This is a genomic window from Paenibacillus sp. (assembly GCF_031177825.1).
Classification (GTDB): domain Bacteria; phylum Bacillota; class Bacilli; order Paenibacillales; family YIM-B00363; genus Paenibacillus_AE.
On the sequence record NZ_JAPSKE010000031.1, the window covers coordinates 19,657 to 44,894 of the forward strand.

Consider the following 25,238-nt stretch of genomic DNA (forward strand, 5'->3'; position numbering starts at 1 on the left):
GTACGATCCGTCCGGGACTGCCGTTTTTTTCTACCTTGGCTCGTATAATTCCTCGTTCCTCGACCCCCGCTTGTATTCGTTCGGGCTAAGGCCCACCTCTTGCCGGAACAGCTTCGCGAAGTAAGAGTAATTCGCGTATCCCACCCGCCGAGCCACGGCTTGCACGGGAAAGTTCGAAGTCTCGAGCAGGTGCTTCGCCGCCGCGATCCGGGCCTGGATAATGTAGCTCCCGAGCGATACGCCCGTTTCTTTCTTGAACAGCCTCGCCAGATAGTCCGGGTGGAGGTAGACGAGCTCCGCCAGATCGTTGCGGGTCAGATCGTCTTTGCAATGCGTATGGATGTGCCGCTTGATCTGTTCGACGACCGACCGCGGCTGCTCGGTGAAGTTCCGATAGTCCATTGCGGTGATCACCAGATAACTCAGGTACGCTTCCATATCCTCGATCGAATCCAACGAATGCGCGAGCAGCCGGTCGTTCGTGCGGCCGGCGTACAGCTTATGCGCCTCGATGCCTTTGGTCTTGAGGAACGAATAGACGAGCTGCACGATATCCAGCCGGAACAAGCTGAGCGTGGACGCATTCAACGCCTGGAGGCTCAGGCGCTGCTTCAAGTATGCCGACGTCTCCGCGAGGAACGCGTCGGGACGGTTCAGGTTCAGCCATTCCTCCAGCTTCGGCAGGTCGGGCGGCGCGTACTCGACGGACTGACGGCGGAAGCGTTCCGCATGGAACGTCTGATTTCTGCACTTGACGACCTCGTCGTTCGTCTGCAGAAGCCGCTTGACGATGCCGCTCATCTGCTCCAGACTTCCGGACGAGGCGACCGTGCAGCAGGCATCGGCCTTCAGATACCGGTTCGCCTTCGGAATGAAAGCGGAACATAGCGCTTCTACGGCGTCGGGGTCGGGCGTTCGATCCCATTTCAGAACGGCGATCCAGTGGTAGCTTCTGATTTCCAAAATCGTTTCGACCGAAAATTCGGGGCTTTGAAACGATTCGTACAATACATTCAGCAGCGCGAAGTCGAATAGTCCCTTCTCGGTGTCCCCTAAGCTGCCGTTATAAGGGAACATATGGAGCAGCAGCGGTTGGAACGTATCCGTCATGCGGTAAGCGAGGCGCTGCTCTTCGATCGAGCGGGTCAGGTCGGCGGGCTTCATCGGGAACGAGGTGCATGCGTCGATCAGCTTCCGCCAGAAGTGCTCCCGCAGCTTCGCGTGGTTTTTCTGCCAGAAGTACCCCTCTTGGATCGCCTTCTCGTCGCTCCGGTGCTGCTTCGCGCGAGCGACCGCCTTCTGCAGAATGAGCATCAGCTTATCGAACTCGATCGGCTTCAGGAAGTATTCGAAGCTCTGTAGTTCGATAGCCTTCTGCGCATAATTGAAGTCGGCGTAATTGGTGAGAAAGATCGCTTGGATGTCGTATTTTTCCTCCCGGATCCAAGCCAATAGCTCCAGTCCGCTGCCTTGCGGCATGTCGATATCGGAAACCAATATATCGACGGGATGACGGAGAATGATGTCCCGGGCTTGCGCAACGTTGGGAGCGGTGTACACGCGATCGATCTGCAGCGCCTTCCAATCGATCTTCTTCTCCAGCGCGGTCAGGACGAAGTAATCGTCGTCGACGAGCAAGGCGTTCATGGGCGCACCTCCGTTCCGGTAGTCGCTTCCGGGCGGTCCGGAAGCCGTAAGGCGATCGACGCGCCGCCGCCCGCCGCGTTGGAGAAGCGGATGTCTGCGTCGGCGTACAAATAATTCAAGCGCTGCACGGCGTTCATGATGCCGATGCGCGTGCCGCCGGACTGATCCAGCGGCTGTCCGGCCGCCAGCTTCTCCAGAACGTCCGGAGGAAATCCGGGACCGGTGTCGGAAATCCGAATGACCGTCAGGCCGGCGTGTCGCTCGACCTCGATCGCGAGCCGGACCTCTCGGTCCCGGGACACGGCGTATTTCACCGCGTTTTCGACGAATGTCTGAATCAAGAGGGGCGGGAGCTGCACGCCGGCCGCCATGGGGTCGAGGTCGACCCGATAATGGAACGCGTCGCGGTAGCGCTCCCTCTGAATTTCCAAATAGGTGCGGACATGCTCGATCTCGTCTACGAGACTAACGAAGTCTCGCCCGTTCTGAAAGATGTACCGGAAATATTTCGAAATCGATAACGTCATCCGTTCGATCTCTTCGTGCAGCTGCATCTGGGCCATGCTGTAGATGGTCGTCAAGCAGTTCAGGAAGAAGTGAGGTTTGATTTGCAGCTTCATATAGTTTAGGTGCATGCGCTGCTTCTCCAGCTCGCGTTCGTACAGGTCGATTTTGATCGTCCGAATTTGCTTCATCAAGTCGACGAACTGCCGATTCGCTTTTTCCAATTCTATGATTTTGTTGTTTTCCAAGTCGATCGGTTCGCCGTCGTTCGTCAAAATCGCAAGATTGTTGGAGAAATGCTTGATCGGCTTCAACACTCTCTTTTGAAAATACAGCAAGAGGAAGCATAAATTGCAGGCGATGAGCACGGCCAGGATCACGACCAACAGCTGAGCGATCATGATTTTCTCGAACGCGCCGAATCGAATGACGAGCTCGATATAGAACGAAGCGTCCGAAAACTCGCGGATGACCGTCGTGCCGGACTGCAATCGGTCGAGGATCGATTCGGGCTTCGCATGATGTCGGATCGTCTTGCCGACGTTCGGGATCGGACTCGTGACGCGGACCCCGTCTTCGTTCACCAAGGAAGCGAAGCCGCCCCCTCCGAGATTGATGTCGCGCAAGGGACGGATCAGATCGTCCGCGGACACCAATCCGATCAAATACCGATCATGATAAGGCACGATGTTGATCATATAGTACGTTCCGTTCAATTCGATCGTCGTCCACCGGGAATAATACTTCTGGTAAATTTCGGCGCTTCCGACGTCCCCGTTCACGGTCCGCTTCAACGCTTCGAACTGGGGGAAGGTGAGGGTCATCGGCGCGACGTTCAGCAGGAAATCCTTATTCTTCAAATAGACGAAGAAATTATATTCTTTCCCATGGCTCTTCTGCAGCTCGGCGAAACGCTTATAGATGTTGTCGTTCGCCTTCAAAAAAAGCGTGTCGTCGGCGTCCCGTTCGCTCATCGTCTCCATGTTCTCGTCGTTCGCCAGCGTCCAGCCCATGAAATGATGGATGTACGCGAAGTTGTTGTCGATTCGGTCGATATACAGATCCGCCGTGTCCTGCAAATACCTGGCGGACTGCTGTCGCACGAGCGCGATGGACGAGAAGCTGATCGCGAAATCGACGATGAGGGCGATGAACGAGATCCAGAGCAAGATCCGTACGTAATGCTTGATCGAATACATCTTTTCTTCCGCTCGGTTCGCGATGGTTTCGGCCTCCTCTCGCGACGCGGCGACCGAATCGCAACGCCCGGATGACTTTCATATTATCAAGCGTTCCCTCGGGAATACAAGATGCAAGCGTATTCTCGGCGCGAAGGTCCGGTTCGGAGCAGGGAAGGTCCGGATTCGACTATCGCGCCGCGTCCGGCTTGCGCGCAATGTCCGGATTCCGCGTGCGAGGTGGTCCGGTTCGTCGCGAACGGATGCGCTATGATGAGAATAGCTCCGAGGGACGACAAGAAAGAGAGGGGATTCGATGTTGAGCTCAAGTCCAGAGATCGTCCGATGGCGACGCGCGGCGGGAAGCATCGCGAGGAATTGGGGGCTGTATCTGCTGCTGCTTCCGGCCGTGACGCTGCTGTTGTGCTTTACCTATAAACCGATGTACGGGGTGATCATCGCTTTCAAAGATTACAGTCCGGCCTTCGGGATTTCCGGGAGCCCTTGGGCGGGATTCAAGTATTTCGAAAAGTATTTCGCATCCTACCAATTCGAGATTACGATGAAGAACACGCTGTTGATCAGTTTGTACAGCTTCGCGACGTTCCCGATCCCGATCGCGTTCGCGCTGCTCGTGAACCAGATGCGGGTCGAGCGGTTCCGGCGCTTCTTCCAGACGGTCACGTACATGCCGCACTTCATCTCCACCGTCGTGCTCGTCGGACTGATGCTCATCCTGCTCTCCCCGGGGAACGGACTCGTCGGGCACGTCTATCGCCTATTCGGGGCGGAAGCGCCCAATCTGATGGGCTCCAGCGCCTTGTTCAGCAGCGTGTACGTCTGGTCCGACGTATGGCAGCAGACGGGGTGGAACAGCATTATCTTCCTTGCGGCGCTGTCGGCGATCGACCCGAGTCTTTACGAAGCGGCCAAGGTGGACGGGGCGAGCCGATGGCAGAACGTCTGGAATATCGACGTTCCGATGCTCATGCCGACGGCGGTGACGCTGCTGATTTTGCGAATCGGCGGACTGCTCGGGGTCGGATTCGAGAAGGTATACTTGATGCAGAACAACCTGAATATTTCCGGAAGCGAAGTCATCTCCACGTATGTGTACAAAATCGGGCTGTTAAGCGCGCAGTATAGCTTCTCGGCCGCGATCAACTTGTTCAACACCGTCATCAATTTCGTCCTGTTGCTGCTCGTCAACCATATCGCGAGAAGGTACAGCGACAACAGTCTTTGGTAAGAAGGGAGGGGGACGCGCAGCGATGCAACTCGCGCCAGCGATCCGGAGAGCGCCGAAGAGGCGATCCGCCGATTCGCTTCTAGAAGGTTTATTGTACGTGTGGGCGGCTTTCGTGCTTTTGATCACGTTATATCCGCTTTACTTCATCGTCATCGCTTCGTTCAGCGATCCTTCCGCGGTCGGGAACGGGCAAGTGTGGATGTGGCCGAAGGGGTTTACGTTGGACGGGTATAAGGAACTGTTGAATCATTCCAACCTATGGGTCGGATACCGGAACACGATTTTCTACACGGCGGTCGGAACGGGAATCGGGCTGGCCGTGAATTTGTCGGCGGCTTACGCGCTGTCGAGGAAAGATTTGTTCGGACGCAAGGCGATTACGCTCTTCTTTCTGTTCACGATGTTCTTTAACGGCGGATTGATTCCGACCTTCCTAACGATTCGGGATTTCGGCTTGTATAACTCGTTCTGGGTCATGGTGCTGCCGTTCGCGGTCGGCGTGTTCGATATTATCGTGGCGAGGACGTTTTTCCAAAACAGCATTCCCGCCGATCTATGGGAATCTGCGCAGATCGACGGCTGCGGGAACCTCCGTTATTTCTTCCAGTTCGTCCTGCCGCTCTCGAAGGCGGTCGTCTCCGTGCTCGCGTTGTGGATCGCGGTGGGCCATTGGAACTCCTATTTCGGCGCTTTGATTTATTTGAAGGACGAATCGCTGTACCCGCTGCAGCTCGTGCTTCGCAACATTCTCATCACCAATCAGATGCAGTCGAGCATGGGCAGCGGAGAAGCCGCGGAAATCGCGCTGCGGCTCGCGAATCTGATGCGGTATTCCGTCATCATCGTCTCGACGATCCCGATCATGCTTGCGTACCCGTTCGTGCAGAAGCACTTCAATCAGGGGGTGATGATCGGAGCGGTGAAGCAATGACCACAATTTATTTTAGGGGGAAACGCGGTATGTTGAAGAAAACGGTATCTTATCTCGCTCTCGGTTCATCGATCGCCGTCCTGCTGGCCGGCTGCAGCGGCGGAGCGACGGGCGGCTCGCCCGCCGAAGGCGGGGCGGAGAGCGGCTATAACAAAGAGGGGCTTCCGCTCGTAGACGAACCGATTACGCTCGACGTTCTGACGGTACGCTGGGGCAATATGGGCGACAGCTTCACGAAGAACGCATGGCTGCAGGAGCTCGAGAAAGCGAGCAACGTGAAGATCAACTGGCAGGTCATGTCCTCGAACGATTGGGGAGAACAGAAGTCGGTCATGCTGGCGAGCGGGGAGCTGCCGGACGTGATCTTAGGCAATCTTGCGCTCGGCGACTCCGACATCATTAATAACTTAACGTATTTCCGCCCGCTGGACGACTATATCGAGGAATACATGCCGAATTTGAAGGCGGCGATGGAAGAGACGCCCGTCATGCGCAAGCTGAGCACCTTCCCGGACGGCAACATTTATTCGCTCCCTGCGAGATTGCCGTCGCGTCCCGTCTCGGCGACGCAGCCGGTCATCAATAAAGCATGGCTTGACAAGTTGGGACTGCAGCCGCCGACGAACGTCGACGAGCTCTACGCGGTGTTGAAGGCGTTCAAAGAGCAGGATCCGAACGGCAACGGAAAGGCGGACGAAATTCCGGTCAGCAACGAGGGCGATATCGAGATGCAGCTGCTCATGCCGTTCGGCATCACGAATCTTCGAGCCAATAACATGATGATCCAAGACGGCGAGCCCGTCTTCTCCCCTACGTCGGAAGCTTACAAGGAAGGGCTGAAGTGGGCGCATAAGCTGTACGCGGAAGGGCTCATCGATCCGGAATCGTTCACGCAGGACGGTACGATGCTCAGCGCGAAACGGCAAAATCCGGACGTTCCGCTCATCGGATTTTCGTATCAATGGACGCCGGACGCCGTCTTCGGCAAGTGGAGCGATCAATACGTCACGATCGCGCCGATCGCCGGTCCGGACGGCGGCAAGTATCAGGAGGGGGAGCCGGAAGGGTTGAACTTCCGACGCAACGAAGTGTTGATTACGACCTTCAACGAGCATCCGGAAGTGACGGCGCGCTGGATCGACCAGTTCTATACGTCCGAGGCGAGCATTCAGAACTTCTGGGGCGCCATCGGCACGTCGCTCGAGCAGCACGACGACGGCACGTTCTCGCTGATGGCTCCGCCGGAAGGGACGAGCGCCGACGCGTGGTATTGGGAAAATTCGCTCCGCGACTTCGGTCCGAAATACGTAAGCCCCGCGTTCGAGAAAAACATCAAGCTGGATCCGACGACCGGGGACGGACTGAAGATGGAGCTCGACAAGCTCGGCAAGGAGTTCGTCACTCAGCCTTACCCGGAGGTCATGCATACGGCGGAGGAATATCAAGAGCTGCCTACGCTGACGACCGATATCAACAGCTTCATCGCGAGCGCTCGCGCCCAATGGGTGACGCAAGGCGGCATCGACGAAGGCTGGGACGATTACGTCGGGAAGCTCAACGCGATGGGGTTGGAGCGATTAATCGCGATTTATCAGGAAGCGTACGACCGATATATGAGCGTCGAATAACGCGTCCCCGACGCCCGAGAGGAAGCCCCGCGCGCCGTCGCGGGGCTTCGCCTTGGCGAGGGCGGGGACCATTTTCGAAAGGGGTATGGATCGATGACAACGAAGGTGACGGTGTGGAACGAATATCGGCATGAGCGGAATGACCCGGTCGTCGGAGCGCTGTATCCGAACGGCATCCACGGGGCGATCGCCAGCTTCTTGACGGAAGCGGGATTCGAGACGAGAACGGCGACGTTGGACGAGCCGGAACACGGGCTGACGGACGACGTCCTGCGGGATACCGACGTCCTCGTCTGGTGGGGACATCTGGCGCACGGGGAGGTCGGCGAGGAGACGGTCCGCAAGGTGAAGGAGCGCGTCCTGGGAGGCATGGGTCTGATCGTGCTGCATTCCGGACATCACTCGAAGATCTTCAGGGCGTTAATGGGCACGAGCTGCGATCTGTTATGGCGCGAAGCGAACGAGAAGGAGCGGCTGTGGGTCGTGTCGCCGGGGCACCCCATCGTCGAAGGCATCGGAGCGTACATCGAGCTGGAGAAGGAAGAGATGTACGGCGAACACTTCGACGTTCCGGCGCCGGACGAACTGATCTTCGCGAGCTGGTTCGAGGGAGGCGAGGTGTTCCGAAGCGGCTGCGCGTACGTTCGCGGCAACGGGAAAATTTTCTATTTCCGCCCGGGACACGAGACGTATCCGACGTACTATCACAAGGACATCCAGCGCGTGATCGCGAACGCGGCGACATGGGCTCGGCCGGTTCGGCGCAGCCGCCCCGCGTACGGGAACGCGAAGCCGCTGGAGCGGATCGGGGGGAAGGCATGAAGACGAAGAGGTACCGAATCGGATTGATCGGACTGGGAGGCATGGCGCAGGAGCATCTGCGTTGGATGAACGAGACCGGCCGGTTTCGGATCGCGGCGGTCAGCGACGTCAGCGCGGAGGCGTTGACGAGCGCGGGGAATCGTCTCGGGCTGAGCGAGGAGAAGCGGTATGCCGACTTCGCTTCGCTCATCGGCGACCCGGACGTCGATGCGGTCGTTTCCGTCACGCCGAATCGCGTGCATGCCGATATTATTCGCGCTTGCCTCCAGGCGGGGAAGCCGTTCCTGGCGGAGAAGCCGTTCACCCGAGACTTCGAGGAGGCGGGGCCGCTGCTGGCGTTATACGAACGGCGTCCCGTCCCTGCGATGATCGGGTTTACGTACCGGTATACGCCGTCCTTCCGCTATGCAAGGGAACTGGTTCGCCAAGGCGACATCGGGGCGGTGCGCAGCTTCTCGATCCGCTATCTGCAAAGCTGGGGCTCCGCGATCTACGATACGCCCTATATGTGGCGCTACGATAAGGAGATCACCGGCACCGGCGCGCTGGGGGATCTGGGGTCGCATATGATCGACATGGCGCGGTACTTGTTCGGCGAGTTCGAGGAGCTGTCCGCGCTGCTGCACACGATCGTCGCCGAGCGGAGACATCCCGGCAGCGGGGAGCCCGTGCGCATCGACGTCGACGACTTCGCCAGCTTTCAGGCGCGTCTGACGAACTCGATCGTCGGCACGTTCCAGACGACGAGGAACGCGGTCGGCTCGGGCAACGAGCACGAGGTTTCGATCTACGGCGACCGCGGCACGATTCACGCTTCGACGCTGTCCCCGGACCAGGTGATCCGGATTCGCGAGGAGTCGCCCGGGCAACTGGCGCGGACGACGCTGGACGTGCCGAGCCGCTGCAAGCGGAAGCAGTACGAGGACTTCCTGGCGCTTCTCGAAGGCGAAGTCCCGGACGGCCTCCCCGGCTTCTTGGACGGTTACCGAAACCAACAAGTATTGGACGCCGTCGTCCGAGCTCACGAAACGAAGCGTTCGGTACGGTTGCCGGAGTAGGTGACGAACGTCGCGGTCCGCTTCCGCAGCTTGCATGCGGGGGTGGGCCGCTTTTCCCTGTGTTCTGGGACCTTGCACCCAATTTTTGACTGCACCCCCCTAAACGATGCCCGAGGTCCGAACGGTATGAGCATATCGGGGCCGTTTCGGGCTCGGCAAACTTTTTCATAATAGTGGGAGTGTGGATGAAGATGAGCATGTGGAAGAAGACGATGATCAGCTGTTTGGCTTTCTCGTTGGTGGCGGGCGGCGCAACCTCCGCGTTCGCGGCGAAGCCGGAGTGGGCGGGCAAGCCGTCTACGAACAAAGACAACAAGCACGACCGCAACGACGATGACGATCGGGACGACGACGACGACGTGCGCGGCATCCATATCGAAGTGAACGGCAAGAAAGTCGAGCTGACGTTCCGCGACGTCCAGAACGAGTCGGCTTGGGCGCTGCAATATATCGCCGAGCTCGTGAAGCGCGGCGTCTTCACCGGATACGAGGACGGCTCGTTCCGTCCGAACCAGAAAGTTACGCGCATCGAAGCGATCACGGCGGCCGTCCGCCAGATGGGTCTTCGCGCGCAAGCGGAATCCGCGGCCGAGATGGCGACGGAGCTGAACTTCAAAGATGCGGACAAGATCGAGAAGAAATATCCGTGGGCCGTCGGCTACGTCGCCGTCGCCGTCGAAAACGATCTCTTCCTCGAGACCGAATCGGAAGTGAAGCCGGAGCAACCGGCGGACCGTCTGTGGTCGACGATCCTGCTCGTGAAGGCGCTCGGTCTCGAGGACGAAGCGAAGGCGAAGATGAACGCGGAGCTGAACTTCAAAGACAAGAAGGAAATTCCGGCCGGCGCCGTCGGCTACGTGGCGGTCGCGTTGGAGAAGGGCCTCGTCACCGGCTACGAAAACAACACGTTCCGTCCGAACCAGCCGGTGACGCGCGCCGAGCTCGCGGCGATCCTGGATCGCACGGGCGACCAAATTCCGGAAGACGATTCGGGCTTCGGTCAAGTGACCGGCACGTTCACGGGCTACGCGAACGGCAAGGCGACCTTGACGGTGAACGGCAAGTCGGTGTCGTACGCGCTCGCTTCGGACGTAACGGTGCTTCGCAATAACGTTCTGGTCGACATCGATGACCTGCTTCCGGGCGACCGGGTGTCCGCCGTCGTCTCGAACGGAACGATCATCTTCTTGAACGTCACCCAAGCGGCTGCCGTCACGGACGGCCAGAAGACGGGCGCGATCACGAAGATCGACTCCAATAAATTGACGATTACGAAGGACGGCGTTGCGACGGAGTATACGGTGAAGAGCGACGCGACGATCATTCGCAACAACGCTTCGGCGACGCTGAGTGCATTGAGAACCGGCGACCAAGTGACCGTCATCGTGTCGGGCGGCGTCATCGTGCACGTGAACGTAACGACGGCCGTCAGCGTTACGGACGGTCAGAAGACCGGCACGGTAACGGCGATCGGCACGAACAAGCTGACGCTGACGAAAGACGGCGTCGCGACGGAGTACACGGTGAAGAGCGATGCCGTCATCGTCCGCAACAACGCGACCGTCGCGCTGAGCGCACTGAAAGCGGGAGATCAAGTGACCGCGGTCGTCGCCGGCGGCGTGATCGTGCACGTCCTCGTGACGCAACCCGTAGCGGAGAACGGTCAAGCGACCGGCGTCGTCTCCGCGGTCTACGCCGATAAAATCGACTTGTGGAACGGCAGCTCCTCTGTCACGTACGCGGTCGAAACGAATGCGACGATCGTTCGCAACGGCGTCACCGTCGCGCTGAACGTCGTACAGCCGGGCGACGAAGTGAGCGTGCTGCTCGTGAACGGGAAGGTGCTGCACTTGAACGTGACGGATCCGGTATCGGATAACAACGTCGGCGTATACACCGTAGCAGGCAAGTACCAAAGCCACCGGACGTCGAACGGCAAAGTGACGCAAATCACGATCAGCACCGTGCAGTCGAACGGCGTCGTGACTCGCATCTATAACGTCTCGCCGGACGCGGTCGTGAACGGCAACGCGCTGACGCTCGAGAAGGGCGAAACGGACGTCGAATTGCTCGTCACGAACCAATTGGTGACCTTGATTACCATTAAGTAAGCTCTACGGAAAGAGGCCTCAGCCGAGGATACGGCTGAGGCCTCTTCACGTTCGGGCAAACAAAATGACGCCGCTCGTGCGAGCGGCGTCATTCATTCGGAAACAAGCGGTTACGACGATCCCCCTTCCCGGTCAAGATGGCAAGGCGATCTCCGTCAGTTCAAATCGCCCGGCTTCGTGTCCTTGTTCTGCAAGGCTTGAAGGTACAGGTCCAACCGGTCGAAGCGTTCTTCCCACATGCGCCGGAACGTCTCCAGCCACGTGTCCAGCTCTTGGAGCGGCTCGGGGCGAAGCTTGTAAATCCGACGGTTGGCGACCGGATGCACCTCGACGAGACCCGCTTCGCTGAGCACGCGCAAGTGTTTGGACGCTTGCGGTTGTTGAAGCTCGATGCGTTCGGCGATTTCGCCGACGGCGAGCGGTCCGTCTCTCAAGAGTTCGACGATTTGCAATCGGTTCGGCTCGGCGAGAGCGCTAAATGTAGTAGCATCCATGATTTGAATATACTGCAGCTCGAATATGCGTGTCAAGGAATACAAGCATGGAATTTTATTCTACCTCGTCGAACGGCATGCCGCGCGCCGGCGGGGATAAAGGTTCCTTGTTCATGCGAGTCAACGTCTCCTTCCGTTCGGCAACCGGCCGCGAATGTTATTTCGACGCCGCCGTGGTTTATAATGGAAACAGAATGTTCCATAAGACATCATACCATGAGGTGAACGATGAGCGAATCGGTGTTGACGGTGCGGGGCTTAGTCGGAGGGTACAGCCGGAGGCGGCCCGTCTTGAAGGACGTGGACGCGAGCGTGCGGCCCGGCGAGCTGCTCGGACTGCTCGGGCTGAACGGGGCGGGGAAGAGCACGCTTATGAAGCATATTATCGGCTTGCTGCAGCCGATCGGAGGCACGGTGGAAGTGTGCGGACATACGCTGCAATCGTCCGGCGAAGCGTACCGCGCTTCGTTCGCGTTCGTGCCGGAGAGCCCGCTGTTATACGACGAGTTATCCGTCTGGGAGCATCTCGAATGGACCGCCATGGCGTACGGCGTCGAAGAGAAGACGTTCCGGGAGCGGGCGGAGCGGCTGCTCGACCGCTTCCGAATGGAGAAGGAACGAACGAAGTTCGCGGGTCATCTGTCGAAGGGGATGCGACAGAAGGTGATGCTCATGTGCGCTTTCCTCGCGAGGCCGCCGCTCTACGTCATCGACGAGCCGTTCCTCGGACTCGACCCTCTGGCGATTCGGGCCTTGCTCGAGCAGATGCGAGAGGAGAAGGAGGCCGGCTGCGGGCTGATCGTCAGCTCGCATATTTTGTCCATGTTGGAGAGCTATTGCGATCGCTACGTCGTGCTGCACGACGGCGCGGTCGTCGCGAGCGGAACGGCGGAGGACGTGATCGCGGCCGCCGGTACGCCGCCGTCCGGCAAGGTGGAGCAGGCGTTCTTCCGACTCGTGGGAGGAGGAGGCGGCCGATGAACTTGCGCCTTCTCTGGAAGGAACGGCGGGCTCGTTATTTGCGCGAGGTGCTGCCGTACTGGAAATACGTCATGAGCAGCGGCGGCGTGGCGATGGGCTTCGCGGTCATCCTGACGATCCAAGGCTACGCGGCGCTGCTGAACCGGACGAGGGCGGCGGGAAGCGCCGACGCCTGGCTGCCGCTCGGCGCGGCGGCGGTGCTCGCGCTAGCGCTCTTATGGAACCCGGCGCGGACGTATTTGCGGCAACCCGACCTCGCGCTGCTGCTCCGGCTGGAGAGCCGGATGAACGCGTATTTCCGCGGCGCCTGGGCTTGGGGGGCGGCGACGTCCACCGCGCTGACGCTGGCGGCGCTCCTGCTGTATTGGCCGCTGTATGCGGCGGCGGGCGCCGGCGGCGCCGCGTCGTACGCGGTCGCGGCCGCGAGTTTGCTGGCGCTGAAGGCGCTGCTGTACGCGGGAGCCTGGCGCGAGCGGCGCTTCCGGTACGGCGGCGTCCGCGCCGCGTTCGCGGCCGTCAAGGCGATCGCCGTCGTCGCCACCGCGTTCGCGCTGCTCCGGGGACCGCTCGAACCGGCGGACGCGCTGCTCGCGCTCGTCTGGATCGCGTACGCCGCCGCGCTGCGCTTGCCGGAGGCGTATCGGATTCACTGGGAGCATCAACTCGAGCGGGAGCGGCGGACGAGGGCGCTGCACGAGAGCTGGTTCGGCTTCTTCGTCGACTTGCCGCATCGGGCGGAGACGTATCGCCCGCGTCGTTATCTGAACGCCTTGCTGCGACTCATCCGCTACGACGCCGGCCATGCGTTCCTGTATATGTATTGGCGGATGTTCCTTCGCTCGTCGATGGCGTCGCTAGCGCTCCGGATGGTCGTATTGGAAGCGGCGCTCGTATGGCTGTTTCCCCATCCGTGGACGGCGGTCGCGATGTACGTCGTCTTCTGCTGGCTGATCGGACTGCAGCTGCGCGGCATCCAGTCGCCGCCCGCGGAGCCGCTGCTCGCCGCGATGTCGCCGCAGCCGCAGGCGGCGCGGGCGCTCTCGCAACGCTCGGTCCGCCGAACGGCGCATGCGGTCGCCGCCGCGCTGTTGGCGGTGTCGCCCGCCTTCGTCGTCTCGCTGCCGCTGGCGGCGGGGTGTGCGGCGGCGGGGATGGCGGCCGCATTTCTTTTTGCAAGAACACGCCCCGAACGCGTATAATGTGTAGATAATAATAGAACGCAGGGGGTAGTTCGATGGCTGACGAAAGAGTCGTTAAACTGGCGGACATACTGGTGAATCATTCCCTGAAGGTGCAGCCCGGGGAGAAAATTTTGATCAGCGGCTCGACGAGCGCCATCCCTCTGATGAAGGAAGTGTACCGCGCCGTATTGAAGGCCGGCGGTCACCCGCATACGAACGTGGAAATTCCAGGGTTGCTCGGCATGTTCCTGCGCGAAGGGACGGAGGAACAGCTGACCCACGCCGGCTGGACGGAGCTGCTGTTCTTCCATATGGACGGTTACGTGAACATTCTGTCCGAGGAAAACACGAAGGACCTCACGAACGTCGAAGCCTGGCGTTCGACCGCCCGCAGCAAGGCGCGCCGGCCGGCGCTCGAGCATCTGATGGCGGACAAGGCGAAGTGGGTGCTGACGAAGTTTCCGACGCAGGCGTACGCGCAAGACGCGGAGATGTCGCTCGAGGAGCTGGAGGACTTCATCTACTCCGCCGCTCTCGTCGATTACGCCGAGATCGAACGTTCGATGCTCGCGGCCGCGGCGAAGTTCGATGCCGCGAGCCGGGTGCGCGTCGTCGGATCGAACGGCACCGACGTCACCGTCGACATCGAAGGGCGCAAGGGCATCCTCGCGGCCGGCCGCCACAACGTGCCGGACGGCGAGTTTTATTATACGCCCAACTTCCGGAAGACGGAGGGCACGATATTTTTCGAGTGGCCGACCACGTACAAGGGACGCGAAATCGCCGGCATCCGGCTGACGTTCCGCGAAGGGAAGGTCGTCGAAGCTTCGGCGCAGAAGGGGCAGGAGTTTCTGGAGGAAGCGCTGAACACCGACGAGGGAGCGCGCTACCTCGGCGAGCTCGGCATCGGCGCGAACTTCGGCATCGAACGCCCGACGAAGGACATCTTATTCGACGAGAAAATCGGCGGCTCGGTGCATCTGGCGCTCGGAGGGGCGTACCCGCAAGGCGGCCCGGACGGCAACGTCTCGGTCATCCACTGGGACATCGTGAAGGGCCTTAAAGACGGCGGGGAAATCTACCTCGACGGCGAGCTCGTGCAGAAGAACGGCCAGTGGGTGTTTTAAACGCGAATGAACGAACAAACCGCCGAAAGGCGGTTTGTTCGTTATCGCCGCCCCGGGCGGCTTTACCCGATGGGCGGGACAAGCTTGTATAAGAATTGGAATAAACTTCTGAAACTTCTAGCATACTAACTCAGAATCGCGAAGGGGCTTGAAGGTGGGAGAATGTCCGCATGGTACTGGGCGCTTATCTGGTCGCGACGCTGTTGGTTATCCTTGTTTTCGCATTCCTTCCGAAACGGCTTCACTTGCTCGAGTTATGGTTCAATGCCATCGTTTACGTTTACTTCTACACGTATCAGTTCAGCGTGTTTACGAATTTACAATTCGTCTCCTTGCCTGAAAGCCCTGATAAAGTAGCCGCATCCATTGTTGTCCGATTCATCATGTTCCCTATCCTAGCCCTGTGTTTTTTACAGCTTTACGATTCATGGAGGCAGCGGTCGCGGGCGGCAGGATTCGCGGCAATCGTCGTGTCCGGCGGGTTGCTCGCTCTTGTGCAGCCGTTGTTCCATTGGACCGGTATCATTCGATACTCTACCGCCGGCATGTATTGGTCCGCCCTCGCTTGGTTCGTACTTTTGGGAATATACTCCGGTTGTATGACGATATTTCGCCGCTTGATCCGAGAGGAGTTGCTTCTGCCGTGAATCCTCTGCCGCTTCCCAAGCGGTTCGACGCCAACGAATGGTTCGTAATCGCCGGTTTGGCCCGCCGGTTACGCGGCCGTCTTTCTCCCCAGAAGATTGTTTCCGTTTCCGGTTAGCCTGGTGATCGTATTATTCGGCATCACCGTGCCGAAGCTGTGGGACGCGACGCTTGCCGTTCCGCCGTTCGAGCTATACGACATCAACGACTACCCGAAACTCGAGCTGATGGATATCCTCCTCCATTTCACCTACGGGCCTTTCGCTTATTTTTTCATATACGGCTATGCTCGGTTTCGGATCAGGGGACCGGCGACGATTGCATGGATTGTCGGTTATTCCTTGCTCGGCATCGGGATCGAATGGATCGGCACGTTGGCAGGCGTGTTTACTCATAAACACTGGAACCTGCTTTATTCCTTCTTCGTTTACGGCTGCTTGCAGGGGTTGCTGCTCGTCTTTACCCGTCTATGGCTGCGAAGCTGGGAAGCCGCGCGGAGGCGGCCGAGAACATAAGGACTGCCCGCCGGCGTGAAGCCGCCGATCGGACTGCGGTCAGCCGTAAATTTTCTTGTTTTTGCTATACTGGTTGTAGCTATACAGAAATAACGCGAACGCGATGACGAGAATCCACGGCGATAAGAACCGCATAAGCGCGCTTCAGGCCTTCGGATTTCAACGGGCGGCCGATCACGAATCGTTTCAATTCGGCAATCATGGGGACAAGCAGCTCCTTCGAACGTAATGCCATTTTTGGCAATAGAAAAACGCAGAGGCGGGTTCCCGGATCACAGGTCGTCAATCCTCTCGATCTACGCTTACGAGGTTAGCTGTCGGATTCGGGCGGCGAGAGTCGCCCTACGCAAGGTCGCGCGCCTTCAAGGCGACGCATTCCTGCGATTCACCCCATGCGGTCCGCGCTTCGAAAGTTCGAACGTTTCGAACGCGCCGCAGATGGTTCCCCCGTTTCCCGGGCGTTGGTTCCGGGAATTCAGCGGTCTGGCGTATTCCATCACGAATGGCTGAAATGAATCTTACTCCTTCCCCCGGAGGGAGTAAAGCGACGCCGAAGCGGGATTTTTCATGAAATCCGCCGCTTCTTGCCGCATCGCCGCCGAATCCGCGGCGATATCATGCAAGCTTTCGTTTTCACGTCGATTCCTCGATTTTTGAAAATCCATGAAAAAGCCCCCGTCCAAAGGACCCAAGAGGGTCCGAACGGGGGCTAGCCGACGAGCTTGATTACTTCAGGAAACGAATCGTTGCGACGCGCGCCGGGCCGCGGAGCGTCACGTAGACGGAGCGGCGGCCGTTCGCGCCGGTCGCCGCAGCCGCGAACGCCCGCCAAGCGGGCTTCGCGCCTTCGACGCCATCCACCGTTCCGCATGCGGCGATCGGGCCGTCCGGCGCGTCGAGGCGCACCTCGAACGCCGCCGGCGCCGCGGCCGCGGCGACGAGCTCGACGCCGTTCGCGCCGGCGCCTTCGCCGAGCTCGACGTCGTCGAACCGGATCCACGCGCCGGCCGCGGGATCGTCGACGACGACGCAATCGCCGCCGTTCGGGCCTTCGCCGATTGCAGCGCCCGCGTAGTCGTCGTAATTCGCGGCGCTCGTCGCCCGATACAGATCGCGCGGCGGCACCGTCTCGCCGTCGATCGCGAACGTCGCGGCGAGGCGAATGTCGGCGGAGGAGGCGCCGACCATGACTTCATAGTCGCCGCTTTCGACGCAATACCGGTCGCGAGTGACGTCCCAGAAGGCGAGGTCGGCCGCCTTCAGCTCGAACGTCACCTCGGTCGATTCGCCGGCGGCGAGCGCGATGCGGCGGAAGCCGTGCAGCTCCTTGTTCGGGCGCTTCACGCGCGAACGGAGCGCGCGCGCGTACAACTGCGGCACCTCTTCGCCGGCGACGCCGCTCTTGTTCGTCACGCGGAAGCGGATCGCGACGACGTCGTCCGCGCCGAGCCGTTCGCGATCGAGCGCGAGGCCGTCGTACTCGAACCGCGAATACGACAGGCCGTAACCGAACGGATACAACGGCTCGCCCTCGAAATACCGGTACGTGCGATTGCCCTTGATAATGTCGTAATCCAGGAACGCCGGCAGCTGATCGACGGATTGATACCACGTCATCGACAAGCGGCCCGCCGGGTTGAAGTCACCGAACAGGACGTCGGCGATCGCGTTGCCGAGCTCTTGGCCCGCGTGCGACGAGTACAGAATCGCCGGAACGTTCGCGTCGACCCAAGGGAACGCGTACGGGTAGCTGCCGACGACGACGACCGTCGTATTCGGATTCGCCCGGTACACTTCCTGAATGAGACGCTCTTGCGAAGCCGCGAGCGTAATGTCCGGTCGGTCGATCGTCTCTTTGCCGTTCACGAGCGGATGGTTGCCGACGAACACGATCGCCGCCTCCGCGCTCGCCGCCGCCTCGACGGCTTCCTGAAGGCCGTCGCCGATCACCTCGACGGCGAACGTCTCGGCATCGTCCTTCGAGCCGTCGACGACGCGAAGGGCGCCGGTGTCCGCGTCGACGACGACCGGACGGTCGTTCCATGTCGTCAGCGTCGCGTCGCCGTTCGCCGTCCGGCGGAGGTGGAACACTTCCTTCGTGAACCACTCCCAAATTTGCGTCGAGGTCGCGCTGACGATCTCGTCGTTCGTCGTCAAGTACTTGCCGTTCTCGAGCGCGACGATCGTATGGTTGTCCCAGCCCCAATCCGTCGTCTCCAGCACGGAAGCGTTCGCCGCGTCATCGGCCGTCGCGGCGAGCGCCGCGTCGCCTTCGCCGAGACGCACGTATTTGCCCGTCGACGACGAGCGAAGCGCGATCCGGTTCGCGCCGCCGCGGAAGACGACGTCGCCCGCGGACAGCTTCGCCGCGATGCCGTCGGCCGGCGTCACCGAATACGGCAGCGTGCCGCTGTACCAGTCGCGGTAGACGATGCCGCCGAGCGGCCCGACGACGGCGACCTTGCCGAGCTTGCCGCTCTGAAGCGGCAGCGCGCCGCCTTCGTTCTTCAGCAGCACGACGCCTTTGCGCGCCGCTTCGCGCGACAACGCCGCGTGCTCCGGCCGAAGAATGACCGACTCGTCGATGCTCGCGTACGGATTCCGTTCGGCGTCGAATTCGCCGAGCCGGAAGCGGACGCGGAACGCGTTCCGCAGCGCGACGTCGAGATCGCTCTCGGCGAGCTGTCCGTCCGCGAGCGCCTCGCGAATCGCTTCCTTGAAGCGCGGATGGTCGTCGGTGATGCTGTCGACGCCCGCCTTGATCGTCAAGGCGACGGCTTCCTTATACGACGCGCTGTAGCCGTGATCGTCCACGGTGCCCGTGACGTCGCCGGCGTCGCTTACGACGAAGCCGGACATGCCCCATTCGCCCTTCACGATGTCGCGCACTTCCGGGTTGACGTTCGCCGGTACGCCGTTCACCGCGTTGTACGCCGTCATCATGGACAAAGCGCCGCCTTCCTTGAACGGCAGCTCGAATGCCTTGAGGTAATATTCGCGCTTATTCCGCGGATCGATGCTGATCGAGCATGTGCCGCGGTCGATTTCATTGTTGTTGGCGTAGAAGTGCTTCAGCGATGCGACCGCCTTCACGTACAGCGGATGGTCGCCTTGCAAGCCTTGCACGAGCGCCGCGGCCAGCTTGCCCGCGAGGTACGGATCTTCGCCGTACGCTTCCTCCGTGCGGCCCCAACGCGGATCGCGCTCCATATCGACGGTCGGCGCCCATAGCGTCAGGCCGTTGATCTTCGGATCGCGGGCGTAGAAGCCGCGCGCTTCGTCCCCGATGATCGAGCCGATCTTCCGCAGCAGCGCTTCGTCCCAGGTGCAGCTCAGCCCGATCGGCTGCGGGAACGACGTCGCTTCGCCGAGCCAAGCGACGCCGTGCGCCGCTTCGGTGCCGTGCTTGTATGCGCCGACGCCGAGACGCGGCACTTCGTCCTGATACTGGCACATCAGGTTGATCTTCTCGTCCAGCGTAAACCGGGAAACGAGATCGTTCACCCGCTCGTCGAGCGGCAAATCCGGATGTTGAAACGGGTAGGTTTCCGTCGTTTTCGCAGTCATGGAATCGATCCTCTCCTTGGATACGGTTGCATTTTCCTATGGATCAGCATGGTTCACTTACGCGGGTTTCATTCTATCATGAGGGCGCGAAGGAAAAATACCCGCGAAATTGGTTGCGAAATCCGGTGTAATTTGGATATGCTTCATAATACGATTGTGGGAGAGAGTCGAGGGGGGCCGCTCGGATGTGGCAGCGATGGATTACCGCTATCAACGATTTAAGGCTGCGAACGAAGCTGATCTTCTCGTTCATCGTCGTCGTCTTCGTTCCGGTGTTGATCGTCGGCTTCTTCTTGACCGGACAGCTTCGGGCCATGGCGCTCAACAACGCGGTGGAACAGACCGCGATTAACGTCGAGCGGGTCATGAAGCGGACGAGCGACGTCATCGACGTGGCGTACGACCACGCGTATCGGTTCGCGAACGACGAGCTGCTGGAGGATGTGGCGAACCGGAGGTACGGCACCACCTACGAGGTGGTCTCCGCGTACCGGGACTTTACGGAGTTTCGCGATACGGTCGGCTTATATAAGGAAATTTCCAGCGTCCGATTTTATATGGACAACCCGACGATGCTGAACAACTGGGAGTTTATTCCCCCGACCGAGCGCATCGTGAACGCGCCTTGGTACAAGGACGCCGTCGAGGCGAACGGCCTGGCGGTTTGGCGGTACATGGAGGACGAGCGGTATTTGAAACAGACGTTAAGCCTCGTGCGCAAGATCGACTTCTGGGAATACCGTTCGTTCGGCGTGCTGGTCTTGAACGTCAATATGGAGATGCTCCAGGACATCTTGCTGCAGGAGACGTTCGATACGATGATCGTCGATTCGAACGACCGCATCGTCGCCGCCAATCGGACGGACCGCATCGGCTTGACGCTTGCGGACATCGACATGGTGCAGGACTTCATTACGGCGGGCGAAACCGGGCGCTTCGAAGGCGTCGTCGACGGGCAATGGTCCGAAATTCGCATCGAGTCGCTGGTGCCGGAAGCGAGCGCGAACGGCCTTCGCATCGTCTCCGTGTTTTCCATCGAGACGATCGTCGCCGACGCGAATCGGATCAACCGGCTGGCCCTGTCCGTCATCGGCGCGAGCCTCGCCTTGTCGCTCCTTCTCATGTACGCCTTCTCGGGCATGCTTTCCTCTCGGTTGCTGCGGCTTAGCAAGCATATCCAGCGCATGGCCACGGGACAGTGGCGGACGACGGTCCGCATCGACGGGAAGGACGAGATCGGGCAGCTCGCGAGACAATTCAATTCGATGTCCGCGAGCATCGCCGACTTGATGGACGAGGTCGAAGAGACGAACCGGCAGCGCAGTCTGCTGGAGGCGAAGCAGAACGAAATTCGGTTCAAGATGATGGCGAGCCAGATCAATCCGCATTTCCTGTTCAACGCGCTGGAGTCGATCCGCATGCGGGCGCACCTCAAGGGTGAGAAGGAAATCTCCCGCATCGTCCGTCTGCTCGGCAAGATGATGCGGAAAAATCTCGAGGCCGGCAGCCGCGTCATTCAGCTGGCCGACGAAATCGACATGGTACGCTGCTACTTGGAAATTCAATCGTTCCGCTACGAGGATCGGCTGAAGTACGAGCTGCATGTCGACCCGCGGGCCGAAGCGACGCCGATTCCGCCGCTCATCATCCAGCCGCTCGTCGAGAACGCCGTCATCCATGGGTTGGAAAATAAGGAAAACGGCGGCGCGGTGCGCATTCGGGTCGACGTCGTCGGCGACCGGGTCCGCGTGTCCGTCGAGGACGACGGCATCGGCATGAGTCCCGAGACGTTGCGAAGACTGAACGAGACGCTGCAGGCGCCCGAAGAACTCGAGCACAACCGGATCGGCATGCGCAACGTTCACGTTCGTCTGCAGCTCAGCTTCGGACCCGAGCACGGTCTCGTCATTCGAAGCGCCGTCGGCGAGGGGACGTCCATCCACTTCTATATTCCGCTGGGAGGAAATCGATATGTATAGCGTATTGATCGTCGACGACGAACCGATGATCCGAGAAGGGCTTCGAACGCTGCTGCCTTGGGAAGAGCACGGATTCGAGGTCGTCGACACGGCGTCGAACGGAAGGGAGGCGCTGCGCAAGCACGAGCTGCTGCGACCCGATCTGATGATCGTGGACATCCGGATGCCGGGAATGGACGGGCTAGAGTTGATCGAGGCGCTGCGGGAGGTCGACGCCGGCTTGCATATTTTGATTCTGAGCGGATACGCGGATTTCGACTACGCGAAGAAGGCGATCCTCTCCCGCGTCGACGGTTATTTGCTGAAGCCCGTCGACGAGGACGAGCTCGAGGAGTACTTGCGTAAGCTGAAGACGACGCTGCAGGAGGAGCGGGCGCGGTCGAAACAAGCCGATCGTTGGGAAGAAGCGACGAAGGAGCAGCGGGTGCTGGCCGCGCTCCGCGGCGGAGGGGACGCCGGGGACGGCTTCGGCTGGCCGAGCTACGAGCTCGTGTTGATCAGGCTGCTCGCGCGGGAAGACATCGACCCGATCGTGGCCGCCGCCGTGCGCAAGGAGTGGGCGGCGGCGTACGAGCCGACCGGCAAGGGCGTGCTATTCGCCGCGGAGCCGTACGTCGGCTTGCTCTGGAAACACCGGCTCGACGATGCGGAAGCTCGGGATTCGCTGCTGCGGTCGCTTCGCGAGCCGTGCCACGACCGAGGGCTCGATTGCGACGCCGTGTCCGGGGGGGCGACGTCCGAGTGGGATCGGCTTGAGTCGTTGTACGAGCGCGCGCTCGAGCTCATGAAGGATCGGTTTTACCACGACGCCGACGAGCTGCGTCGATTCGGCGACGCGCAAGCGTCGTCCCCGACTGACGGGGCCGAGGCGTCTTTCGCGGAGACCGCCGCGGACGCGACGAGGGATCTCGAGGACAAGCTGTACCTCGCCGTCGACGTCGGCAACGCCGACGCGGCGTCGCGTCTCGTCGACGAGGCCGGCAGACTGATGCGGGAAGCGTGCCTGCCCGAGCAGACGCTCAAGACGAGGATCGTGCAGATCGTCTCCGCCGTCGTCGGCAAGCTGGCGACGAACCGGCCCGAGCTGCAGACGGTCGACCGCCGGTTGTCCGTCGACATGCTCGCCCTGTTCCGCGAATATCGGTACGACGAGCTGCTGCGGGCGACGAAGTCGCTGTTCCACAGCCTCATGTCGGCGACCGAGGAGCAGGGCGCGGAGAAGCTCGTGAAGCGAGTCGTCGACCTGATTCGCCGCAATTATCACGAAAATCTGAAGCTCGAGACGATCGCGGAGCTGTTCCATTACAACAGCGCGTACTTGGGCAAGGTGTTTAAGCAGTCGACGGGCGAATACTTTAACACGTATCTGGACAAAGTAAGGATCGAACAAGCGAAGGCGCTGCTCGAGCAGGGCATGAAGGTGTATCAGGTGGCCGAGCAGGTCGGGTACGCGAACGTCGATTATTTTCATACGAAATTTCGGAAATACGTCGGTACGTCACCGTCCGCGTATAAGAAGAAGGAATAACCTATTCGATACGGCGCGCTGCGAAAGCGCGCTTTTTTCATGGGAAGACCTGACATCGGATGTGCACTAATTTTTATATGATTTTGTGTCGGTTCCTTCGGGTAGTTGAATGCGGTTTCATTCTTTATGATTAAGAGCATAGAGCTAGGGGGGACCGACAGATGGTAACGGTAGCGGGTCAAGCGAAGACCGAGACGAGAGCCGGAAAACGAAAGCATTTCTTCCATATCGCCTGGCAAAATCGGTACTTATACGCGATGTCATTGCCGTTCGTTGCATGGGTGTTTGTATTCAGTTACTTGCCGCTGTGGGGCTGGACGATGGCGTTCCAGAAGTTCCGGCCGGGGCGAGGCTTCTTCGAACAAGAATGGGTAGGCTTCGAACATTTCAAGACGTTGTTCCAAGACGATATGTTTTATCTCGTCATGCGGAACACGCTGGCGATGAGCTTCATGGGTCTCGTCGCGGGCTTCGCGGTACCGATCCTGTTCGCGGTGCTGCTGAACGAAGTTCGACACATGTTCTTTAAAAGATTCGTACAAACGGTTTCTTACCTGCCGCACTTCGTCTCTTGGGTCGTCGTCGCAGGCATCGTCACGAAGATGCTGTCGACCGATAACGGCGCCATTAACGATCTGCTGCTATGGCTCGGCGTCATCAGCGAACCGATTCAGTTCATGGCGAAGGGCGAATGGTTCTGGGGCATCGTCACCGCCTCGGACGTGTGGAAGGAGACGGGCTGGAACGCGATCATCTACTTGGCCGCGATCGCCGGCATCAGTCCGGAGCTGTACGAAGCCGCGAAGGTCGACGGCGCGAGCCGCCTCCGCCAAATGTGGCATATCACGCTGCCGGGCATCCGTTCCACGATCATTATTCTGCTTATCATGTCGATCGGGCATCTCATCAGCATCGGTTTCGAGAAGCAGTTCCTGCTCGGCAACAATCTGGTGGCCGACTACTCGAACGTCCTTGATTTGTACGCGTTGAATTACGGGTTAGGGATGGGCCGCTTCTCGTTCGGTACGGCGATCAACATTTTCAACTCCGTCGTCAGCTTGATGCTTCTGTTCGCGGCGAACGGCTTGTTCAAGAAAATTACCAAAGAAAGCATTATGTAAGGAGGGGCGCACATGTCCGCACAAGTCATCCGAGGTCAACGCAAGTCCATGTCCGATACGATGTTCGACGTCGTGGTGTACGCGGTCGCGATGATCGTCACGATCGCTACGCTGTATCCCTTCCTGAACGTGCTGGCGATTTCGTTGAACGATTCCGTCGACAGCGTCCGAGGGGGCATCACGATTTTCCCGAGAGAGTTTACGCTTGAAAACTACAAGGTCATTTTCACTTATGAAGGGTTATTGCAAGGGTTTAAGATCTCGGGTCTGCGGACGATCGTCGGCACGGTACTCGGTCTCGCCAGCGCTTCGATGCTTGCATTCACGCTGAGCCGCCCCGACTTCCAAGGACGCCGCTTCGTCTCGGTGTTCTTGGCCTTGACGATGTACGTCTCCGGCGGCCTCATCCCGGGTTACATCCTGATGCGGGACCTCGGCCTTATCAACACGTTCGCCGTGTACGTCCTGCCGGGCCTCGTGAGCGCGTTCAACGTCTTCGTCATCCGCTCGTTCATCGACGGCTTGCCGTATGCGCTTCAAGAATCGGCCAAGCTGGACGGCGCCAACGACTTCACGATCTACTGGCGGGTGATCCTGCCGCTGACGAAGCCGGCGCTCGCCACGATCGCGCTCTTCCTGGCGGTCGGCCAATGGAACATGTGGTTCGATACGTACCTCTACAACTCTTCGAACGAAGCGTTGACGACGCTGCAGTACGAGCTAATGAAGGTGCTGCAGAGCACGACGCAAGGCAGCGACTACCGGGATCAAAACATGAGCCAGGTCATGTCGCAGGTGTCGCCGGAATCGGTCAAGATGGCGATCACGATGGTCGTCACGCTTCCGATCTTGCTCGTCTATCCGTTCCTGCAGAAGTATTTCGTCGGCGGCATGACGCTCGGTTCGGTGAAGAGCTGAACCGAATGGGGGCCGTACGGCTGGGGTAAGGTATTACCAGGGTAACCTGTACAA

General features: G+C 59.8%; 20 protein-coding genes and 1 riboswitch. Of the genes, 15 read left to right on the top strand and 5 right to left on the bottom strand.

All coding sequences use genetic code 11. The annotated features are described in order from the left end of the window. Window positions 1-30 precede the first annotated feature (30 nt). Together RIN49_RS24375 and RIN49_RS24380 are read right to left on the bottom strand one after the other, a co-directional pair. Entirely contained in the window at window positions 31-1,647 is a 1,617-nt protein-coding gene (locus RIN49_RS24375; RefSeq protein ID WP_309122754.1) for a response regulator transcription factor, read from the bottom strand. After that, the gene (locus tag RIN49_RS24380) at window positions 1,644-3,350 is read right to left on the bottom strand and encodes a sensor histidine kinase (RefSeq protein ID WP_309122755.1); all 1,707 of its coding nucleotides are present in this window, start codon (window positions 3,348-3,350) and stop codon (window positions 1,644-1,646) included. Before RIN49_RS24380 ends, RIN49_RS24375 begins: the two co-directional genes overlap by 4 nt. A 295-nt stretch (window positions 3,351-3,645) precedes the next feature. Here RIN49_RS24380 and RIN49_RS24385 point away from each other — a divergent pair, with 295 nt between their 5' ends. The 6 genes from RIN49_RS24385 to RIN49_RS24410 all read left to right on the top strand — a co-directional run bounded on the left by RIN49_RS24385 (window position 3,646) and on the right by RIN49_RS24410 (window position 11,128). Beyond that, window positions 3,646-4,578, top strand: coding sequence for an ABC transporter permease (locus RIN49_RS24385; RefSeq protein WP_375295282.1), 933 nt, complete (start codon window positions 3,646-3,648; stop codon window positions 4,576-4,578). 22 nt (window positions 4,579-4,600) lie between these two features. After that, window positions 4,601-5,509, top strand: coding sequence for a carbohydrate ABC transporter permease (locus RIN49_RS24390; protein WP_309122757.1), 909 nt, complete (start codon window positions 4,601-4,603; stop codon window positions 5,507-5,509). A gap of 29 nt (window positions 5,510-5,538) precedes the next feature. Then, the gene (locus tag RIN49_RS24395) at window positions 5,539-7,137 is read left to right on the top strand and encodes an extracellular solute-binding protein (RefSeq protein ID WP_309122758.1); all 1,599 of its coding nucleotides are present in this window, start codon (window positions 5,539-5,541) and stop codon (window positions 7,135-7,137) included. Window positions 7,138-7,230: 93 nt separating this feature from the next. Next, entirely contained in the window at window positions 7,231-7,959 is a 729-nt protein-coding gene (locus tag RIN49_RS24400; protein WP_309122759.1) for a ThuA domain-containing protein, read from the top strand. Further along, window positions 7,956-9,017, top strand: a complete 1,062-nt coding sequence (locus RIN49_RS24405) for a Gfo/Idh/MocA family protein (RefSeq protein ID WP_309122760.1) — start codon at window positions 7,956-7,958, stop codon at window positions 9,015-9,017. The genes RIN49_RS24400 and RIN49_RS24405 overlap by 4 nt, the downstream gene beginning before the upstream one ends. 191 nt (window positions 9,018-9,208) lie before the next feature. Next, window positions 9,209-11,128, top strand: a complete 1,920-nt coding sequence (locus RIN49_RS24410) for an S-layer homology domain-containing protein (RefSeq protein ID WP_309122761.1) — start codon at window positions 9,209-9,211, stop codon at window positions 11,126-11,128. A 155-nt stretch (window positions 11,129-11,283) separates the two neighbouring features. Here the strand turns inward: RIN49_RS24410 and RIN49_RS24415 are convergent, their stop codons facing one another. Further along, window positions 11,284-11,622 carry an ArsR/SmtB family transcription factor gene (locus tag RIN49_RS24415; protein ID WP_138192767.1) on the bottom strand — a complete coding sequence of 113 codons (339 nt, stop codon included), beginning with the start codon at window positions 11,620-11,622 and terminating at the stop codon, window positions 11,284-11,286. Between the two features lie 228 nt (window positions 11,623-11,850). Between RIN49_RS24415 and RIN49_RS24420 the strand changes: the two genes are divergently transcribed. From RIN49_RS24420 to RIN49_RS24440, 5 genes are all read left to right on the top strand, one after another. After that, a complete protein-coding gene (locus RIN49_RS24420; protein WP_309122762.1) occupies window positions 11,851-12,603 on the top strand; it encodes an ABC transporter ATP-binding protein in 753 nt (250 codons plus the stop codon). After that, window positions 12,600-13,802 (top strand): ABC transporter permease, encoded by a 1,203-nt coding sequence (locus tag RIN49_RS24425; RefSeq protein WP_309122763.1) that lies wholly within the window; start codon window positions 12,600-12,602, stop codon window positions 13,800-13,802. Before RIN49_RS24420 ends, RIN49_RS24425 begins: the two co-directional genes overlap by 4 nt. 35 nt (window positions 13,803-13,837) lie before the next feature. After that, on the top strand, window positions 13,838-14,911 hold the full coding sequence (locus tag RIN49_RS24430) for an aminopeptidase (protein WP_309122764.1): 1,074 nt from the start codon (window positions 13,838-13,840) through the stop codon (window positions 14,909-14,911). A 170-nt stretch (window positions 14,912-15,081) separates the two neighbouring features. Beyond that, window positions 15,082-15,558, top strand: coding sequence for a hypothetical protein (locus tag RIN49_RS24435; RefSeq protein WP_309122765.1), 477 nt, complete (start codon window positions 15,082-15,084; stop codon window positions 15,556-15,558). A gap of 120 nt (window positions 15,559-15,678) precedes the next feature. Beyond that, a complete protein-coding gene (locus RIN49_RS24440) occupies window positions 15,679-16,071 on the top strand; it encodes a hypothetical protein (RefSeq protein ID WP_309122766.1) in 393 nt (130 codons plus the stop codon). Between the two features lie 79 nt (window positions 16,072-16,150). Here the strand turns inward: RIN49_RS24440 and RIN49_RS24445 are convergent, their stop codons facing one another. Both RIN49_RS24445 and RIN49_RS24450 read right to left on the bottom strand, forming a co-directional pair. After that, window positions 16,151-16,273, bottom strand: a complete 123-nt coding sequence (locus tag RIN49_RS24445; protein WP_309122767.1) for a hypothetical protein — start codon at window positions 16,271-16,273, stop codon at window positions 16,151-16,153. Window positions 16,274-16,354: 81 nt separating this feature from the next. Next, window positions 16,355-16,562: riboswitch (cyclic di-AMP (ydaO/yuaA leader) on the bottom strand. Between the two features lie 235 nt (window positions 16,563-16,797). Continuing rightward, a complete protein-coding gene (locus tag RIN49_RS24450; protein ID WP_309122768.1) occupies window positions 16,798-19,638 on the bottom strand; it encodes a glycoside hydrolase family 3 protein in 2,841 nt (946 codons plus the stop codon). Window positions 19,639-19,823: 185 nt separating this feature from the next. On the opposite strand from RIN49_RS24450, the gene RIN49_RS24455 reads away from it, so the two are divergent. From RIN49_RS24455 to RIN49_RS24470, 4 genes are all read left to right on the top strand, one after another. Further along, on the top strand, window positions 19,824-21,617 hold the full coding sequence (locus tag RIN49_RS24455; protein WP_309122769.1) for a sensor histidine kinase: 1,794 nt from the start codon (window positions 19,824-19,826) through the stop codon (window positions 21,615-21,617). Continuing rightward, a complete protein-coding gene (locus RIN49_RS24460; protein WP_309122770.1) occupies window positions 21,610-23,145 on the top strand; it encodes a response regulator transcription factor in 1,536 nt (511 codons plus the stop codon). The genes RIN49_RS24455 and RIN49_RS24460 overlap by 8 nt, the downstream gene beginning before the upstream one ends. Window positions 23,146-23,306: 161 nt before the next feature. Continuing rightward, entirely contained in the window at window positions 23,307-24,266 is a 960-nt protein-coding gene (locus tag RIN49_RS24465; RefSeq protein WP_309122771.1) for an ABC transporter permease, read from the top strand. Between the two features lie 12 nt (window positions 24,267-24,278). Then, a complete protein-coding gene (locus tag RIN49_RS24470) occupies window positions 24,279-25,184 on the top strand; it encodes a carbohydrate ABC transporter permease (protein WP_309122772.1) in 906 nt (301 codons plus the stop codon). Window positions 25,185-25,238 lie beyond the last annotated feature (54 nt).

Bases quoted from the DNA above. Each gene is read 5' to 3' on its own strand.
- RIN49_RS24425 (WP_309122763.1), top strand. From the start codon at position 12,600: ATGAACTTGCGCCTTCTCTGGAAGGAACGGCGGGCTCGTTATTTGCGC.
- RIN49_RS24385 (WP_375295282.1), top strand. From the start codon at position 3,646: ATGTTGAGCTCAAGTCCAGAGATCGTCCGATGGCGACGCGCGGCGGGA.
- RIN49_RS24445 (WP_309122767.1), bottom strand. From the start codon at position 16,273: ATGATTGCCGAATTGAAACGATTCGTGATCGGCCGCCCGTTGAAATCC.
- RIN49_RS24395 (WP_309122758.1), top strand. From the start codon at position 5,539: ATGTTGAAGAAAACGGTATCTTATCTCGCTCTCGGTTCATCGATCGCC.
- RIN49_RS24400 (WP_309122759.1), top strand. From the start codon at position 7,231: ATGACAACGAAGGTGACGGTGTGGAACGAATATCGGCATGAGCGGAAT.
- RIN49_RS24415 (WP_138192767.1), bottom strand. From the start codon at position 11,622: ATGGATGCTACTACATTTAGCGCTCTCGCCGAGCCGAACCGATTGCAA.
- RIN49_RS24380 (WP_309122755.1), bottom strand. From the start codon at position 3,350: ATGTATTCGATCAAGCATTACGTACGGATCTTGCTCTGGATCTCGTTC.
- RIN49_RS24460 (WP_309122770.1), top strand. From the start codon at position 21,610: ATGTATAGCGTATTGATCGTCGACGACGAACCGATGATCCGAGAAGGG.
- RIN49_RS24420 (WP_309122762.1), top strand. From the start codon at position 11,851: ATGAGCGAATCGGTGTTGACGGTGCGGGGCTTAGTCGGAGGGTACAGC.
- RIN49_RS24465 (WP_309122771.1), top strand. From the start codon at position 23,307: ATGGTAACGGTAGCGGGTCAAGCGAAGACCGAGACGAGAGCCGGAAAA.
- RIN49_RS24405 (WP_309122760.1), top strand. From the start codon at position 7,956: ATGAAGACGAAGAGGTACCGAATCGGATTGATCGGACTGGGAGGCATG.
- RIN49_RS24435 (WP_309122765.1), top strand. From the start codon at position 15,082: ATGGTACTGGGCGCTTATCTGGTCGCGACGCTGTTGGTTATCCTTGTT.
- RIN49_RS24455 (WP_309122769.1), top strand. From the start codon at position 19,824: ATGTGGCAGCGATGGATTACCGCTATCAACGATTTAAGGCTGCGAACG.
- RIN49_RS24390 (WP_309122757.1), top strand. From the start codon at position 4,601: ATGCAACTCGCGCCAGCGATCCGGAGAGCGCCGAAGAGGCGATCCGCC.
- RIN49_RS24450 (WP_309122768.1), bottom strand. From the start codon at position 19,638: ATGACTGCGAAAACGACGGAAACCTACCCGTTTCAACATCCGGATTTG.
- RIN49_RS24375 (WP_309122754.1), bottom strand. From the start codon at position 1,647: ATGAACGCCTTGCTCGTCGACGACGATTACTTCGTCCTGACCGCGCTG.
- RIN49_RS24470 (WP_309122772.1), top strand. From the start codon at position 24,279: ATGTCCGCACAAGTCATCCGAGGTCAACGCAAGTCCATGTCCGATACG.
- RIN49_RS24410 (WP_309122761.1), top strand. From the start codon at position 9,209: ATGAGCATGTGGAAGAAGACGATGATCAGCTGTTTGGCTTTCTCGTTG.
- RIN49_RS24430 (WP_309122764.1), top strand. From the start codon at position 13,838: ATGGCTGACGAAAGAGTCGTTAAACTGGCGGACATACTGGTGAATCAT.